Source organism: Corynebacterium sp. NML130628 (assembly GCF_001875665.1).
Lineage (GTDB): Bacteria > Actinomycetota > Actinomycetes > Mycobacteriales > Mycobacteriaceae > Corynebacterium.
The window spans coordinates 102,815-119,086 of sequence record NZ_MLAL01000028.1 but is presented as its reverse complement, the minus strand read 5'-3'; the positions used below and the strand labels follow the sequence as shown (position 1 = coordinate 119,086).

Sequence of the window (16,272 nt, the reverse complement as noted above, 5' to 3'; positions counted from 1 at the left end):
GATGTTTTGAATTACTTGATCGGGCCGGAGTAATCGACCACGGAGTACGCCTGAAGCTTCGGCAGCTGGTGGAGGGACTCCACGTAGCGCACTGTGCCAGACTTCGAGCGCATTACCAACGAACGGGTAGTAGCGCCATTCTTACGATAGGAGACGCCGCGGAGCATGTCGCCATTGGTGACACCGGTTGCCGCGAAGTAGCAGTTATCGGAGGCTACCAAGTCGTCGAGGCCAAGCACGCGGTCGAGATCATGGCCAGCTGCCAGCACGCGTTCGCGCTCCTCATCGGACTGCGGTGCGAGCTGGCCCTGGATCTCACCACCAAGGCACTTGAGTGCACACGCGGTAATGACGCCCTCTGGAGTGCCTCCGATGCCCATTGCCATGTCGATGGAGTTAGTGTTCTGAGCGGCGGCGATGGCACCAGCGACGTCGCCGTCCATGATGAAACGCACCTTGGCACCAGCCTTGCGGATCTCCTCAACCAGCTTGTTGTGACGTGGGCGGTCGAGCACCACCACGGTCACGTTTCCAACCCCGACCCCCTTTGCCTCTGCCACAGCCTTGACATTGAAATCGACAGATTGCGTAATATCGATGACGCCGACGGCCTCAGGGCCGACTGCGATCTTGTTCATGTAGAACGCATCTTGTGGGTTAAACATGGAGCCACGGTCCGCGGCCGCAATGACCGAAATGGCGTTCGGGCGACCTTCCGCCATCAGACGGGTACCGTCGACCGGGTCAACCGCGAGGTCAACCTGGGCGCCAAAACCGTTGCCGACACTTTCACCGTTAAACAACATCGGCGCCTCGTCTTTTTCGCCCTCGCCGATGACGATGACGCCGTCCATCGTGACGGAGTTGATCATCTTACGCATGGCGTCGACTGCGGCGCCGTCACCTTCGTTTTTCATCCCGCGACCTACCCAGCGTCCAGAAGCGAGCGCGGCAGCCTCGGTGACGCGCACGAGCTCCATTGCAAGGTTGCGATCAGGGAAGTTTTCAGAAGTTTGTTCAGACATGAAACAGTGCCCTCCTGCGGCAAACTAGTTTTAGTTGTGACAACATCGACATCCAGCCACGTTGCAAAGCCACACCACTGCGGTCTGGCACACCTCTATCATGGCACTTTTGTCAGTCATAAACCGTTGTTTCTACACCTAAAAGTAGGCAAAGGGGCAATTTAGGCGTTCTGAACTGGGGACTTCCTCAACAAAAAACCAACGCGCGGGGGTAAACCACGAATTCGGGGGTGTTGGGAATCCATGTCATACTGGAGCGCGTGGCTCAAGAAAACAAACCTCGCATTTTCCAAGACGGCAGAGACATGCTCATCAACGTCATTTTGATTGTGGTGGTCATGATCATTGCCGTTGGCGCGACCGGGCTTTGCACCTTCAATCCTGGTAAACCAGAAAACGGGCCTGTTCAAGAAGTCGATGCGAAGACCTTTCTTGGGCTAGAGGCCCGCGGCGTTGATTTCCCGGTGCGCTATCCAGAAATGCCGACGGGATGGGTGACGAATTCCGCACGGAGAAGCATGATCGCTCAGCAACCCGCCCCCGTCGTTGGGTGGGTCACACCCGATGGTGGCTTTATCCAGTTGACACAAACAGGTGCCGACAGTAACACCGTCCAAGACGCGGTCGACGGGAAGCAGCGCACGCTTGAGCGCCAGGAAACAATTGACGGCCACCGCGTTGAGATCTTTAAGGGTACGGAAGCCAAAACCCGCCCACTTTGGATTGTCGACGCCGGCGCTGCCCGATTTGCCGTAACTGGCGCTGGAACCGAGGCCGAGTTTGAAGAGCTCATCAGCGCTGCCCTCGGTACTCAGCCGCTGCCAGCGCAGTAGCTGCAGAGCTATTCCTGCTGAGGCGCCTGCGCAGTTGCATCGCGTTGCTGGATAGCGGCTTCGACGCGTTTGGACGCTCCTTCGAGAAGCTGTTCGCAGCGCTTCGCCAGTGCCTCGCCGTATTCCCAATATTTCAGCGACTCGTCCAAGCTCATTTGCCCAAGCTCAAGGACCCTGACTGTTTCTACGAGCTGCTGCCTTGCCTGTTCGAATGAAAGCGTTGCTGGGTCGGGGAATGCGGCGTCGGTGGGCTGGCCACTGCCGTAGGTGTTTTCGGACATGGATTGTCTCCTTGAAGTACTAGAAGTTGTTGTGTGGTGTTAGTCGGCGGGAGTAGTTCCCATTGCTGCAGCGGTGATAGAGCCGTCTGCGACGCGGATACGCAGCTGCGATCCAGGTGGTGATTGTTCGATGCTGGTCACTACTTCTGGATCGGAATGATCCCGGGGGAGGACCTGGACTACGGAGTATCCACGTGCCAAGGTCGCTGCCGGGCCCAACGCCGAAACCTGTGAGCGCAGCGCAGTGACCTGCTGTGTCTCTCGCGTCAACAGATGGCTGATTTCTCGTCGCATCGAGGCGACCTGTTGAGAGACTTCTTCGCTTCGACGCTCAATAGCCAGCAGTGGGTTCTGCATCACCGGGCGCGAGCGCCAGTACTGGATCTCTTCAGCTTTGGTGGAAACCCAGGTGCGCAGCGCCTGGGCACTGCGTGCACGAGCCTCAGACAGAAACGCAAGCTCCTGTGCAGCGTCGATGACGACGCGCTTCGCCGCATCGGTTGGCGTCGCAGCACGCAGGTCCGCCACGTTATCAAGCACCGGGTTGTCTGGTTCGTGACCAATGGCGGATACCACTGGCGTACCCGCTGCAGCTACAGCTCGCTGCAGCGCCTCCTCGGAAAACGGAAGGAGATCTTCGACCGAGCCTCCGCCACGGGCAATGATGATGACCTCAACATTGGGGTCCGCGTCGAGTGTTTGCAGGGCTTGAATGACCTCAGGTACCGCGTTCGGGCCCTGCACAGCGGTGTTAATCACGCGGAACTGCACTGCCGGCCAACGGCTTTGTGCTACGGAAAGCACGTCGCGCTCGGCAGCGGAGCCGCGACCAGTGATGAGGCCAATCGTATTCGGTAATAGAGGGATTGGGCGTTTGCGTGCCTGATCGAAAAGGCCCTCGCTTGCCAGCTGTTTGCGAAGCTGCTCGATCTTCGCCAGCAGCTCGCCAATGCCGACGTGTCGGATCTGCGTCGTCCACATCGAAAACGACCCACGCCCCTCGTAGAAGGCCGGCTTACCATAGATGACGACGCGGTCTCCGTCCTTTGGCGGCGTCGGCAAACTCCTTAAGTAGTCCGAGGAAACCGTAAGCTGTACACTCGTTTCCTGCTGTGTGTCACGGAGTGTGAGATAGGAGAACTTCCAGCTCGGCTTGTAATTAACTTGCGTGAGCTGCCCTTCAACCCACAAGTGACCCAGACGGCTAATCCATCCCTTGACCGACTTATTCAACTTTGCCACTGGCCATGGCTGCTCAGGGCTACTTGATGAGCTAGAACGCTCACCTTGCGCTTGTGTCACCACCGCTCCTTTCCCAGCGTGTCGATGGAATACGCTGTCATTGTTTCATAGATAGATCGCCACAAGTATGTGTACCTACTGTTTTAGACGTTGATTCGGTAGGGTCGGTTCCATGACAAATCAGGGTAAAAGAGTTCTTCTGGCAGCACCGCGTGGTTACTGCGCTGGTGTGGACCGCGCGGTCGTCACTGTAGAAAAGGCGCTGGAAAAATACGGAGCCCCAATTTATGTGCGTAAAGAGATCGTCCACAACAAGTACGTAGTGGAAACGTTAGAGAAGCGCGGTGTCATTTTTGTCGACGAAACCGACGAAGTCCCCGAAGGCTCGCACCTGGTCTTCTCCGCACACGGAGTGTCTCCTGCGGTTCGTGAGGCCGCAGAGGACCGCAACTTGCTAGCACTCGATGCCTCGTGCCCCCTCGTGACAAAGGTCCACAACGAGGTGAAGCGGTTCGCTAAGCACGGTTACCAGATTCTGCTCGTTGGCCACGAAGGCCACGAGGAAGTCGAAGGTACCGCAGGTGAGGCGCCGGAGGTCACTCACCTCGTTGACGGGGTGGAGGGTGTCGACGCCCTTCCCGACTTCCCGGAAGGCACGAAGCTGGTGTGGCTTTCACAGACCACGCTCTCAGTTGATGAGACGATGCTCATCGTCGAAAAGCTCCGCGAGCGCTTCCCGGATCTGGAAAATCCACCAAGCGACGACATTTGCTACGCGACGCAGAACCGTCAGGTAGCAGTGAAGAAGATTGCGCCGCAGACGGAACTGGTTATTGTGGTCGGCTCGCAGAACTCCTCCAACTCGAAACGGCTCGTGGAGGTCGCACTCGACGCGGGGGCCGATAACGCCTACCTCATTGACTATGCCCACCAGGTGCAAGACGAATGGTTCGAAGGCGTCAACACAGTAGGGGTGACCTCAGGTGCCTCGGTGCCAGAAATTCTGGTGCAGGAACTACTGGCAGAGCTTGCTGACCGCGGCTACGCCGACGTAGAGGAAGTCACCACCACGGTGGAAACGATTACCTTCGCGCTGCCCCGAGACCTGCGACTGCCGCGCCGCAACAGCTAGCGCTGGGCTAGCACTCGTCTAGCGCCCGTCGTTTTTATAGAGGTCTTCGCCCAGTCTCGAGGCGACTCGCCGGGCCCGCTCCCCACGGGGGCGGGCCTGACTGCGTTCTGCGTTCGTCCGCTTCAGCAGTTCAGCGACGGTGATGCCACCTTTGCTGCGCTCACGGGCACGGCGGCCCTCATAGTTAGTGCGACGGTTCGATTGGCTCATGCGGCGGCGGAGCGCGCGCTCGCGACGCAGCACCTCATCGTTATGCCGTTGAATCAGCCAATAACGCACGACTGCGATCACCAGAGCCCCAGTGGTTACCGTGAAGAGGATTGGGAAGTGCTCAATTACCGGGTAGAGCACCATTAAGAGTGCAGTCTTCCCGCCTGCGCCTGCTGCTCCGAGTTGGCCCCGCGCCGAGAGCACACCGAAACCAAGCAAGGCCGCGACGAACAAAAGCGGGGTAGCAGCGACGGTAAGGAACAATCCGCGAGGATCTACCAGTGTCGTCACGACGATGACCGCGACACTGAACAACACGAGCAAGGGCCACCCGATATAACCCGCCGACATTGCAATAACAACGCCTGTCAGCAATGCGGCAAAGATGATGCCGATGCTAGAAACGGTAGGCAACCCATGGAAGGTAGCTGCGCCAGAACGCGGGGATCGGAGAGAGTTTTGAGACACGCTGGGCATTCTACCCGGCCTCCCCATGGGTCTTGCCAGTTTGACCCGCTCCCGGGGCTATGAATTCGCCTATTCAGGATCTCGAAGGCGGGGGCGAGCATCGACGGGGCGCAGTTCCGGCGCACGCGACGTGCGCCCCGCGGCGCCCAGTTCTTCGAGTTTGCGGGCGGTCACCATCACGCGGCTATCGAGCGATGCCAACGTCGCGTTATATGCCTCGACGGCTTTCTCAAGGCTGCCGCCGACGCGGTTGTAATGCTCAGTCAACGTCCCGAGGCGGCGATACAGTTCCTCGCCGAGCCGCTGGATTGTTTGCGCCTCCCGGTTCATAGAGTCTTGACGCCACCCCAACTCGACTGTGCGCAGTAACGCGAACAATGTGGTCGGCGTGGCGATGACCACGTTTCGAGCAAATGCGTAGTCGAGAAGCTCCGGGTCAATCGCCAACCCAGCATCTAAAAACGGGTCGGCAGGCACGAACATCACAACAAACTCGGGACTTGGCTGAAAGGCTTTGATGTACGACTTCGAGGACAACGTATCGACGTGGCTTCGCAGGAGATGCGCATGCCGCCGCAAATAGCCCTGCTTCTCCTCCGGGTCGTCTGTATTGAGCGCATCAAGGTACGAAGAAAACGGGACTTTTGCATCGATGATGATGTTTCGGCCCTGGCTGAGCCGAATCACCATATCGGGGCGGAGGGAGGCGCCGTCGAAACGCATGTAGGCCTGAGTATCGAAGTCGACGTGCTCCACCATCCCTCCGAGCTCTACCACGCGTTGCAGCTGCACCTCGCCCCAACGGCCACGGACCTGTGGGGAACGCAGCGCGGTGATGAGTTGATCGGTTCGATCCCCGAGCCTGGACGATGTGCGCGCGATGGCCTGTACCTGGCCTGCCAATGCAGACTGCGCGACTGCCTGTTCTCTATCAATGGCGTCGAGACGCCCCTGCAACTCCCGTAATGCCTGCGCGAGCGGGCGCAAGTCAGTAGGAGACTGTTGCGGTGGATTGGCGCGCCGCATCCACGTTGTGCCAGCAAAAAAGCCGCCGATCGCCCCGATGAGCAGGCCGGTAATGATGAGTAACAGCGCAGTGGATGTGTCCATGTGGCCAGTAGAGCACATGGAAGCGACATTCTCACGGGGCAGGGCGGAAACGTTCGAACACTTGTTTTATTTTGTCTGGGGTGTAGCGGGGACGCAAGCGACGATCAAGCTGTTCCTCGTCGTCTTCAGTAGGTTCGGCCGAAGGATCCGAGGCTTCCGAGGGCACTGTTCCAGCCCATTCATCTTCTTCGCGCAGGGCATCGCGCTTGTGTCGACTCTCGACGCCCTCTAGCTCAGCAATCGCCCGTCCCTCCTCAGTAGTGAAAGAAAGATGCTCCGGGAGGACTTCACCAGAGTGGATGCGCACAATATCGAGTGCATAGCGGTAGCACACAGCGATCATCGCCGCGACCGGGACAGCCAAGAACGCTCCGATGAGGTTGAAGAGACCGCCGCCTACGGTCACGGAAACCAACACGATCACCGGGTGGAGGTTCATGGCACGAGACTGCAACATCGGAGACAGCACGTTGCCTTCCAACTGCTGAACCACAATAACGATCGCAAACACGATCAGCGCCTGCGTCACGCCAAGAGATACCAGCGCCACCAGGATCGCTAGAGCACCAGCCACAACTGCGCCCACAATCGGGATGAATCCCGCGATGAACGTCAACACAGCGAGTGTGAACGCCATCGGGACGCCCACGAAGTAAATACCGAGGCCGATGAAGATGGCGTCGACAAGCGAGACAACAGCTTGAGCGCGAATGAAACCACCAAGCGTGTTCCATGCTCGAGTGAAGAGCTCGGTGAAGTGCAGCCCAGTGCGGCCGCCGGTAGCGCTGCGGAGCCAAGGCAAAAACTTGTGTCCATCTTTCAAGAAGAAGAACGTCAAGACAAGCACCACAAACAGCGTGACGATAAGGCCCGCGGCAGTCCCGATGCCAGTGAACACGCCACCGGCGATAGCGCCCGCCTGATTCTGGAGCCACTGCGCGATTTCGTTCACAGCCTCGTTGAGGTCATCGGGGTTGACATTAAGTGGTGGACCCTGCAGCCAAAGCTGCAGACGCTGCACACCTTCGAGTGCTTGCAGATAGAGCAGCCTCGAATGCGCCGCAATGTCTGGAGCAATCAGCGAAACAAGAAACCCAAGAAATCCAAAGAAACCAAGCAGCGTCAGCAACGCAGCAAACCCAGCTGGTATGCCATGTTGGCGCAGCCAGCCCGCAACGGGCGCAAGCACAGTGCAGATGATGAGCGCCAGGACAATCGGGAGGATGCCCGCCCAAAACATGCCGATCACTTTGCCAAGCGCGGCCAAGAAGACCGCAACAATGAGGACGCGCAGCGTCAACGTTGCGGCGGACTTGATCCATGCGCGGTAGACAATGCCGCGATCGATCGGGTTGACGTCGTGGTCGAGAGGTTTCTGAGTGCTCACGCGACCTATTGTGCCCCATCCGAGGGAGAAAGAAACGTAACCCGACCGCGAGCTGCAAACTTTTCGACGGCAGCGTGATCGGTGAGCTAGGATTGGCCAGCGTGAGTCTTACACTTGGAATTGTCGGTTTGCCCAATGTCGGAAAGTCAACCCTGTTTAATGCGTTGACGCGGAATGACGTGCTCGCAGCGAACTACCCGTTCGCAACCATCGAGCCGAACGTCGGGCTGGTTGAATTGCCAGACCCGCGCCTGAAGCGCTTAGCTGAGATCTTTGAATCCGAACGCATCCTGCCCGCGACGGTGTCGTTCGTTGACATCGCCGGCATCGTCAAGGGGGCGTCCGAGGGCGAAGGCATGGGCAACGCCTTCCTTGCCAACATTCGTGAAGCAGACGCCATTTGCCAAGTCGTTCGCGCCTTCGCTGACGACAACGTCATTCACGTCGACGGCAAAGTAGACCCTGCTTCTGACATCGCAGTCATTAACACCGAGCTGATCCTCGCTGATCTGCAGACCATCGAGAAAGCGCTGCCGCGTCTGGAGAAAGAAGGCCGCAAGAACAACGACGTCGCAGCAGAAGCCGAAGAGGCCAAGAAAGCACAAGCAGTGCTTGAAGACGACCGCACCTTGTTCGCCGCAGCCAAGGCAGGGGATATTGACCTCGACTTGCTGCACCACTTGCACTTGATGACGGCGAAGCCATTCCTGTACGTATTCAATTCCGACGAAGCTGTGCTCACCGACGAGGCCCGCAAGCAGGAGCTGCGCGAACTCGTCGCACCGGCGGAGGCTGTCTTCCTGGACGCACAAACAGAGACTGAGCTGCTCGAACTGGACGAAGGGGATGCCTCGGAGCTTCTCGCGTCCGTCGGTCAGGACGAGCCTGGCTTGGAAACGCTCGCCAAGGCAGGCTTCGCGACCCTTGGCCTGCAGACCTACCTCACCGCTGGGCCAAAGGAAGCCCGCGCCTGGACGATCCACCAGGGCGATACCGCACCGAAAGCTGCGGGCGTGATCCACACCGACTTCGAGAAAGGCTTCATCAAGGCCGAAATCGTCAGCTTCGAAGATCTCGACAAGTTTGGATCCATGGCCGAGGCGCGCGCCAACGGCAAGGTGCGTCAAGAAGGCAAGGACTACGTCATGGAAGACGGAGACGTGGTGGAGTTTAAGTTCAACGTGTAGTTCCTGGACAGGGTTACTTTTAGTTGTAATCGCATTTTGGCCCGTAGTCGTTTGAGTGTACTTAAATAGACGCAAGTGCCTCACACTCGGTGCCCACACTCGGCCGAGCCTGCACCAGTCTGCTATGAGTGTCGCTATACGGCATCCCACGTTGAAAGTGATCTCGGAGGTCTGATGTCGCCTAGACCTGGCGGAGAAACAGACAAGCTTGGAAATAGGTACGAGCTCGCATGGGCTATCCGCCATGCCTTATATTGCATCGTCGACGATAGACGGGCGTTGACTGCGGAAGACATCGACGCCGAGCTAAATCGAGGTTCCGAGTTCACTTACGACGACGGTCTCGTTACCGAAGTGCACCAGTTAAAACGACAGAACGGCACTAGTAACAGTTGGACAGTCAGGGCTCTCGCCGATCAAAAGATCTTCGAGGCGGCTGCGGAGCATGTGGCGGCGGGCCGAAGATACCATTTTGTCTCCCTGGTGCCGTGCCGGCCCTTACAAGAATTGTCCGATCGTGCTCGCAAGTCAGATGATCTAACGAGTTTCACCGACTGCTGGCTTTCTAAAGAGCTAACACCGGTCTTTAACCAATTGGCGGCGGCCGAAATCCTGGGCAATCCCCAAGTGGCCTGGAACACACTTCGCGGAATGCGGTTCTTAGTTCAAGATGAACTCGACATCGTCCGCACGAACAGTATGCTTGCTGTGTGCAGTCTGAGGGGAGCTAGCGGCGACCTCATATCTCTTGCTATAGGGGATATCCTTCTCGACAACCTCGGTAAGCGGTTGACTCGAACTGAACTTTTTGCTCTTCTCGCTCAAAGGGGCATCAAGCCACTGGAACCTGGGTCGCATCTGACGTCGCACCAGCAGGTGTTTAAGATCACGAAAAGCTGGCGTCAGTCCGTTGAACGTGAACTCTTGCAACCACCGATTAAGCGTGCAGAGGCCGCCCACCTAGTGGAGGCGCTTGATAAATATCGGATCGGGCTCGTCGCAGGTACGGCGGGAGGTGGGAAGAGTTCCGTTCTCGAACAAACTGCTGCCGCTCTTGAATCGGCTGGTGCCGAGGTGCTGGCGCTACGATTGGACCGATGTGGTCCGTTCGCGTCGACTGTCGAGTTGGGGCATCAGTTCGGGTTCGAAGTCTCTCCCGCAGCCGCTTTGGCGAGGGCGGCTGACGATCGCGACGCCTTCCTGATTATCGACCAACTCGACGCGGTGAGTCTTGCCTCCGGACGTATGCCGGAGAGTTTCGATGTCGTTATGGATCTCATCGACGAAGCACTGTCAGTGTGCGGAATCCGTGTTGTTATGGCATGTCGCCAGTTCGACATCGATAATGATCACCGTATCCGCGCATTTGCGTCTCGTACCGACGTAACAACGGTGGAAGTCGACCGATTGTCGAAGGAGGAAGTCGAAGCGGTAGTGACGAGAATGGGACTCGACCTAGCGCGGTTAAATCCATCACAACTAGCCCTTTTGCAGACGCCGCTGCACCTTGTACTCCTGCAAACGATTTCGACTCAGGCTGACGCGCTGGCCTTCCATTCGCGCGGATCGCTCTTTGAAGCGTTTTGGGAGCGCAAGCGACGAGCAGTGCGTTCGCGGCGAGTGAATGTCAGATTCAACGACGTGGTCAGTCGGATCGCCAACGCTGCAAGCGATCTGCAAGCGCTGTCTGTCCCAATCGAGATTCTCGACGATGAGGACCTTATTGAAGACGCCAACGTCCTCGTTTCAGAACACTTGCTTGCGCAAGACGGCGGTCGCATCGCGTTCTTCCATGAAACGTTTTTCGACTACGCCTTCGCACGTCTGTGGGTGTCACGCGGGGAGTCACTCGTTGACTTCCTTCTCCGTGACGAGCAGGCACTTTTTCGACGTGCCCAGGTTCGCCAGGTCCTGCAACATCTCTACGAGCGAGCGCCGGATCGTTTCCATACCGAGGTCGAATCAGTACTTACCGCTAACGACATCCGATTTCACATAAAGGAGACAGTCCTTGCCGTCGTAGCTAATCTTCTTGCGCCGACGACTGCCGATGCCGAAGTGATGGTCCGGATCGCCGCGGGACATCCGGGCTTTGAAGACCGGCTCTGGCAGCAGTTGAGTAGACCACAGTGGTTCAGGCGATTCCTTGAGGATGGTCAGATTGCTGCTTGGCTCGATGGCCCGAACGAGGGTATGCGGAATCACGCGTTGAATATGATGGCTAGTGCGGTCAAAGAGCACCCGGTATCGATCGCAAAGCTGTTAGGGGACCGCAAGGCCCAGCCGGAATATCACCGCTGGTTGCGTTGGGTCAGCCGTTTTTCGGATGTCTTTCAGAACCGAGATTTGTTCGATTTGGTGCTCGAAGGAGTTCGCGAAGGCGCCTACGATGGGGCACAGCATGAACTTTGGCTAACGATGCACAACTTGCCTAAGCACGAACCACTTTGGGCGATCGAGTTGTTGCAGGCTCGGCTGATCGATCACGGGGATGCCCTGACGCTTAACGAGGAAGGCAAGGTGACTGTGCTCGGCATGCGAGAGTACAGCGCCGCCGAACTCGTTAGGTATACCGCACATGCTGAACCGTTGGCATTCGTGCTGGTCACGGTGCCGTATCTCCGACGAGTCATGGCGAGGACCGCGATCGAGCCTGGCGTCGACGGCCTGATTCGCGATCTGCACTTCAGCTTTCGCATCAAGGACGATGACCTCGGCAGCTACCGGCTTGATGGCATCCTGCTGGCGGCGTCGGTCCGAGCGCTGGAGAGTGTGGCAAAGAGCGCCCCTGAGGAGATCCGGTTCCTTCTCGAGGAACTGGCTTCCGATCCCTACGACGGATCGCAATTCTTGCTCTACCGAGCATTGTCAGCGGGCGCAGAGCATTTTGCCGGGTGGGCGGCGAGTCTCTTGCTCGAAGGCGGACGTCGTCTCCGTTGCGGCTATATCTCCGATTCCCTATGGGTTGCACGGGAGCTTGTCCTGGCGATTGCACCACACGTGTCCGACGAAATTCACCAGCGGCTCGAGAAGTTGTTTCGAGATTTGCCCTGCGAGTGGGGGAGTAACTGCGGCTCGGGACGCTCGGCTTTCACGTTTCTATCCGCCCTGGAAGAAGCGCGGCTTACTACGGTCGGTCAACGACTCCTCGGGGAATATCGACGGAAGTTTGGGGAGGACGCCCCTGCAGAGCCACAGGGAATTACCGGTGGTTCCATCGGTTCGCCGATCGGCCTTGGTGCCGCAAAGAAAATGAGCGATTCACAGTGGCTGAGGGCTATGTCAAAGTATGACACTGACAAGACGAATTGGGCGACCTTCACCGGCGGAGCCCATGAATTGTCCAGCGTGCTGGGCAATCAAGTAGCCGCAAACCCCGAGCGCTTCGCTAGGCTGGCGCTGCGGCTGTCCCCAGAGTTCAATGCGGCTTACTCCGGTGCGATGCTTAGGGGCTTTGGCGAGGCCGATGCGAGCGATAGCACCGCGCCGCTGATCTTCGACGCTGTCCGTCACATTGCTTCGCTGGGACAGGCAGAAAATGATCGGTGGCTCGGGATGGCGCTACAAAAATACTACCGCGAAGTGCCGCTTGACCTGGTCGAACTGATTAGAGACAGCGCTGTGCACGCGCTGGACCCGGCCGATTGTTCTCCTGTGATCGTTCGGGATGGAACGGACGCACCAAGTGCCGTGGATATGCAATTGAACGGCATCAACACGGCACGAGGGAGTTTGGCCGAAGCTCTCGGCGATCTTTTGGTCACCGACAGTGACGGCAAGAGAACTGCACTGGTCGCGCCATATCTCAACGCGATGGCCGGCGATCCGGTACTCAGTGTCCGTTCGTGCGTTGCCTACACCCTCGCCGCCGCGCTACGGCATGCTCGCCCAGAGGTCATGAGGGCGTTCTCAACCCTGATCAATACTGACGATCGTCTGCTCGCCGCCGGATCTGTTCAGCATTTGATGGTCTACATCGGCAACGTGAATCCCGAGGTTATAGATCCGGTAATTCAGCGCATGTTGGCATCGGATGATGCCGAAGCTCGTGAGGCTGGTGGCGCCGTCGCGGCGTTCGCGGCGATGGAATGGGACCGCCCCGATCTTATGAAACAAGCGCTGTCGGGAGACTTTCACGCCCGAAAGGGCATCGCTGAAACCTGTGTTCAGTGTGTCGATCGCACTTCGAATGTCCAACTGGCCACGGCGACCCTAACCCGGCTTATGAACGACGAGGCGGATGGGGTGCGTAAGGAAGCGGCTACTGTGGCGCTTCACCTCCGCGAGCAACCGCTCCAGCCATTCGTTAAACTACTCGCGGCTTTGATCGACTCGCCGGCTTACGAACACGCCACGCCCCAGTTGCTGGTCACGCTACAGTACGCGCCGGATAAGGTCGATGAACTGGTCTTGAGAGCTGCAAAACGGTTCGTCGATGTCTTCGGGCACGATGCCGCGGACATTCGCACCGGCGCAGCGGGAGATGCGCATTACATCAGTGAACTGGTGGTGCGTGGGCTAGCGCAGTGCCGGGATCGTACCCACCGAGCGGAGTTGCTCGACGTTTTGGACTCTCTCTTAGAGCTTGGCGCGTACGGCATCAGTGAGGCCATAACGGATTCAGAGCGGTTATAACCGATAGCGCTCGAAAGGGCCGCGGGTTTCATTGGAGCCAATGTCTCCTGGCGGGAGAGGTTGATCCGATTCGTAACGTGGTCGAGTTCAAGTTCAATGTGTAGCTAGGCCCCGGGGATACTCACGCAGAACTCGTTGCCTTCCGGGTTCTGCATGACAGTCCACACCAATCCCGGCGCCGGGATGGAATCAACCATCACAAAATCGCCGTAATCCGCGGCGATTTCGCAACCGGTTGCGGCGAACCAAAGCTCGCCGAGTTTTGAGACACTTGCAATGCCTTGGCGAGCGCATGATTGCTGTATCAGGTAAGCACACCGGGTTTCTTCGAAGATATTCGTGCCTAGTCGAGCAGGGCGCGGTACTGTTTGCGTGCCTTCATGGAGTGAATGATCGTTTCGGTGCCGTCATCCCAGATGAGTACGACAATCTCGAGTAGTCTCATTGAGCCGTCGAACCCGAGGCGCAGTTCCCTTTGAGGGTGTTCCTCATCGAGTGGGGTCTTAAAAACGCAGCCTGAAGTCGCGGCAGTAACGGAGTCGTCTGGCTAGATGCCGTGTTTCGTGGCGCTTCGGCGTACGTCCATTTCTAAATAGCATTCTTTAGCGCTTCGCGGATTGCCTGAGAGCGTGACCATCCGTTTTCAGCCGCAAACTTGTCGAGTTCCGATATCTCGCCGGGGGAAAGCCGAATGGAGATAACCTTCGCAGCATCTTCGTTTCGAGGTTTCCTTCCACGTCGACGAAGTGTCTCTACGTCGTAGCCTTTCTCGGCTTCGGTTACCCACGCATCGATTTGCTCTTCGCTGACTAGCTTCCCGTTGATAGTTTTCATGCACGTAATCGTAATACGGTAAAAGGGCTTGGCGGCTAGGGGGAGGTTATATTCTTTCGACAATCCGTCGAGTTCAAATTTAACGTGTAGCGTTATTGACGCTTCGCGTTATGGGGGATAGGGTGAAGCATGATCCAGTCGTTCGCTGACAAGGACACTGAGCGTCTGTGGAATCGAGAGCGAGTTCGCTCGATCGATTCCCGCATTCACTCAGTAGCGCTGCGCAAGCTTCGCCAGCTTGGGTACGCGCAGACTCTTGATGAGTTACGGATTCCCCCGGGGAACCGGCTTGAGGCGTTGAAAGGTGATCGGCGGGGTCAGTTCAGCATTCGAATCAACGACCAGCGGCGGATCTGTTTTCGGTGGTCTGCCGCGGGGCCAGAGGAGGTTGAGATCGTTGACTACCACTGACAAGCTCCCTCCGATTCACCCCGGTGAGATCCTCATGGAGGACTTTCTCAAGGAAATGAGGATCACTCAGCACAAGCTCGCAGTCTCCATCGGCGTTCCGCCCCGCCGGATCAACGAAATTGTTCACGGTAAGCGCGCTGTAACCGCGGACACTGCTCTTCGCTTGGCTAAGTTCTTCGGAATGAGCCCCCAGTTCTGGCTCGGGTTACAGACCCAGTACGACCTGGATGTGGCAGAAGACAAAATCCTCGCCGAGATCGAGAGGATTCAGCCGGTTCACGCTGTCTCGGCGTAGCAGTTACCCGAACCAGGTCCGTCAGCGTGAGGATATGCACGCGGATGGTTCGAACTAGGGAATTTGGGGTCGCCGTCGCGTGGACTTGAGCTCCGAGCGCCGCTTTTTCGCTTCGAGACGGCGCCGCACCGAGCCGCGCGTCGGCTTCGTTTTCCGCCGCGGGGGAGGCGGTGGGGCGAGCGCCTCGCGCAACAAGATGGCCATGCGTTCCCGCGCCTCGGCACGGTTGCGGACCTGCGACCGCTGCGTCGATGCGCTCACGGTGAGCACCGTGCCGTCCAGGCGGTGTTCGAGGTTGTGGAGGGCGCGGCGACGCTGGGCGTCGGAAAGCGATGCGCATTCCGCGATGTCGATGGAGAGCTGCACCTTACTGTCGGTGGTGTTGACGCCCTGGCCGCCCGGGCCCGATGCCTTCGCGAACCGCTCCGACAGGTCCGCCTCGGCGACGACGAGGCCACCGGGGATTCCCGGGCCAGGCGCGATGGTCAGATCGTTCATACCGCCCAGCGTAGTTAGAGTTGTTTCCGGATCAGACCCGACGTGCGAGATCAGGGTAATGTACGACCACTCAGCCACCGTCGACCTCCAACTCGACGTCGACTCCCCGTGTTCCGCTTTCGTATCGGACAGTTTCAGCATCGACGGAGCTGTAGTACTGGTCTGATGCGATCACCTGGAGGGACGGTATATCAATCCAAGCCATGATCAGCTGCATTTTCGGAACCTGAGTCTCAAGCAGCGTCAAGCGACGAATAGGCATTGTGATGGTGAGAGGACACAGACCGAGATCGCAATCGAGTGCGGTTTTCAGGTCGGCTGACTCGACGATACCGGGGGAGGGCAGATCTTCAGGCCGGGCGCCCTCTTCATTGGTTTCCACCGACCCCACGCCTTGCTCGGACCTAAACAGCTCGAGGCTTCACCCCATCCGTCGCCTTCAACGTTCACCGACACACGTTCGGTCACGCAGTTCTCCGCGGCGCGCAGCTCCCACTTATACGTGCGCACCGTGGTGAGGATTTTACTACGCTTGATGGTGCGAAAAGGCAGGTAGCTTTCGACTGAAACTCGGTCGAGTTCAAGTTCAACGTGTAACGCGGGGTATTAAGGTGGAGATCGTTGATTACCATTGACAAGCTCCCCCGTTGGGGAGCTCGCGGAGACACACCTGGGCGGGCATGTGCCCGATGAGAAACGACACTGAGTGGCGCTTCCGGGAGAT

General features: G+C 58.0%; 15 protein-coding genes. 6 read left to right on the top strand and 9 right to left on the bottom strand.

The window, feature by feature from the left end; translation table 11 throughout:
• Positions 1–11: 11 nt before the first annotated feature.
• Positions 12–1,025, bottom strand: a complete 1,014-nt coding sequence (gene glpX, locus BJP07_RS08055) for a class II fructose-bisphosphatase (RefSeq protein ID WP_071566968.1) — start codon at positions 1,023–1,025, stop codon at positions 12–14.
• 260 nt (positions 1,026–1,285) lie between these two features.
• On the opposite strand from glpX, the gene BJP07_RS08050 reads away from it, so the two are divergent.
• Positions 1,286–1,858: a DUF4245 domain-containing protein gene (locus BJP07_RS08050; RefSeq protein WP_071566967.1), complete on the top strand. Its 573-nt coding sequence runs from the start codon at positions 1,286–1,288 to the stop codon at positions 1,856–1,858.
• An 8-nt stretch (positions 1,859–1,866) separates the two neighbouring features.
• Here the strand turns inward: BJP07_RS08050 and BJP07_RS08045 are convergent, their stop codons facing one another.
• On the bottom strand, positions 1,867–2,139 hold the full coding sequence (locus BJP07_RS08045) for an exodeoxyribonuclease VII small subunit (RefSeq protein ID WP_071566966.1): 273 nt from the start codon (positions 2,137–2,139) through the stop codon (positions 1,867–1,869).
• A gap of 39 nt (positions 2,140–2,178) precedes the next feature.
• Positions 2,179–3,441 carry an exodeoxyribonuclease VII large subunit gene (xseA, locus tag BJP07_RS08040; RefSeq protein ID WP_071566965.1) on the bottom strand — a complete coding sequence of 421 codons (1,263 nt, stop codon included), beginning with the start codon at positions 3,439–3,441 and terminating at the stop codon, positions 2,179–2,181.
• 112 nt (positions 3,442–3,553) lie between these two features.
• Here xseA and BJP07_RS08035 point away from each other — a divergent pair, with 112 nt between their 5' ends.
• The gene (locus BJP07_RS08035) at positions 3,554–4,513 is read left to right on the top strand and encodes a 4-hydroxy-3-methylbut-2-enyl diphosphate reductase (RefSeq protein ID WP_071566964.1); all 960 of its coding nucleotides are present in this window, start codon (positions 3,554–3,556) and stop codon (positions 4,511–4,513) included.
• Positions 4,514–4,531: 18 nt separating this feature from the next.
• Here the strand turns inward: BJP07_RS08035 and BJP07_RS08030 are convergent, their stop codons facing one another.
• From BJP07_RS08030 to BJP07_RS08020, 3 genes are all read right to left on the bottom strand, one after another.
• Positions 4,532–5,191 (bottom strand): DUF6542 domain-containing protein, encoded by a 660-nt coding sequence (locus BJP07_RS08030; RefSeq protein WP_143111753.1) that lies wholly within the window; start codon positions 5,189–5,191, stop codon positions 4,532–4,534.
• Between the two features lie 69 nt (positions 5,192–5,260).
• Positions 5,261–6,301 (bottom strand): DNA recombination protein RmuC, encoded by a 1,041-nt coding sequence (locus BJP07_RS08025; protein WP_071566962.1) that lies wholly within the window; start codon positions 6,299–6,301, stop codon positions 5,261–5,263.
• Between the two features lie 31 nt (positions 6,302–6,332).
• Entirely contained in the window at positions 6,333–7,688 is a 1,356-nt protein-coding gene (locus BJP07_RS08020; protein WP_255365955.1) for an AI-2E family transporter, read from the bottom strand.
• Positions 7,689–7,789: 101 nt separating this feature from the next.
• Here BJP07_RS08020 and ychF point away from each other — a divergent pair, with 101 nt between their 5' ends.
• Entirely contained in the window at positions 7,790–8,875 is a 1,086-nt protein-coding gene (ychF, locus tag BJP07_RS08015) for a redox-regulated ATPase YchF (RefSeq protein WP_071566961.1), read from the top strand.
• A 174-nt stretch (positions 8,876–9,049) separates the two neighbouring features.
• Complete coding sequence (locus BJP07_RS08010) at positions 9,050–13,510, top strand: hypothetical protein (RefSeq protein WP_071566960.1); 4,461 nt, start codon at positions 9,050–9,052, stop codon at positions 13,508–13,510.
• 588 nt (positions 13,511–14,098) lie between these two features.
• On the opposite strand, the gene BJP07_RS08000 is transcribed toward BJP07_RS08010, so the two are convergent.
• Positions 14,099–14,344, bottom strand: a complete 246-nt coding sequence (locus BJP07_RS08000) for a ribbon-helix-helix domain-containing protein (protein ID WP_071567033.1) — start codon at positions 14,342–14,344, stop codon at positions 14,099–14,101.
• 129 nt (positions 14,345–14,473) lie between these two features.
• Between BJP07_RS08000 and BJP07_RS07995 the strand changes: the two genes are divergently transcribed.
• Both BJP07_RS07995 and BJP07_RS07990 read left to right on the top strand, forming a co-directional pair.
• Entirely contained in the window at positions 14,474–14,755 is a 282-nt protein-coding gene (locus BJP07_RS07995) for a type II toxin-antitoxin system RelE/ParE family toxin (RefSeq protein WP_071566959.1), read from the top strand.
• Between the two features lie 34 nt (positions 14,756–14,789).
• Positions 14,790–15,050 (top strand): HigA family addiction module antitoxin, encoded by a 261-nt coding sequence (locus BJP07_RS07990; protein WP_255365959.1) that lies wholly within the window; start codon positions 14,790–14,792, stop codon positions 15,048–15,050.
• Between the two features lie 54 nt (positions 15,051–15,104).
• On the opposite strand, the gene arfB is transcribed toward BJP07_RS07990, so the two are convergent.
• Positions 15,105–15,548 carry an alternative ribosome rescue aminoacyl-tRNA hydrolase ArfB gene (arfB, locus tag BJP07_RS07985; RefSeq protein ID WP_071567032.1) on the bottom strand — a complete coding sequence of 148 codons (444 nt, stop codon included), beginning with the start codon at positions 15,546–15,548 and terminating at the stop codon, positions 15,105–15,107.
• A 70-nt stretch (positions 15,549–15,618) separates the two neighbouring features.
• The gene (locus BJP07_RS07980) at positions 15,619–15,930 is read right to left on the bottom strand and encodes a putative glycolipid-binding domain-containing protein (RefSeq protein WP_255365954.1); all 312 of its coding nucleotides are present in this window, start codon (positions 15,928–15,930) and stop codon (positions 15,619–15,621) included.
• Positions 15,931–16,272: the final 342 nt, after the last annotated feature.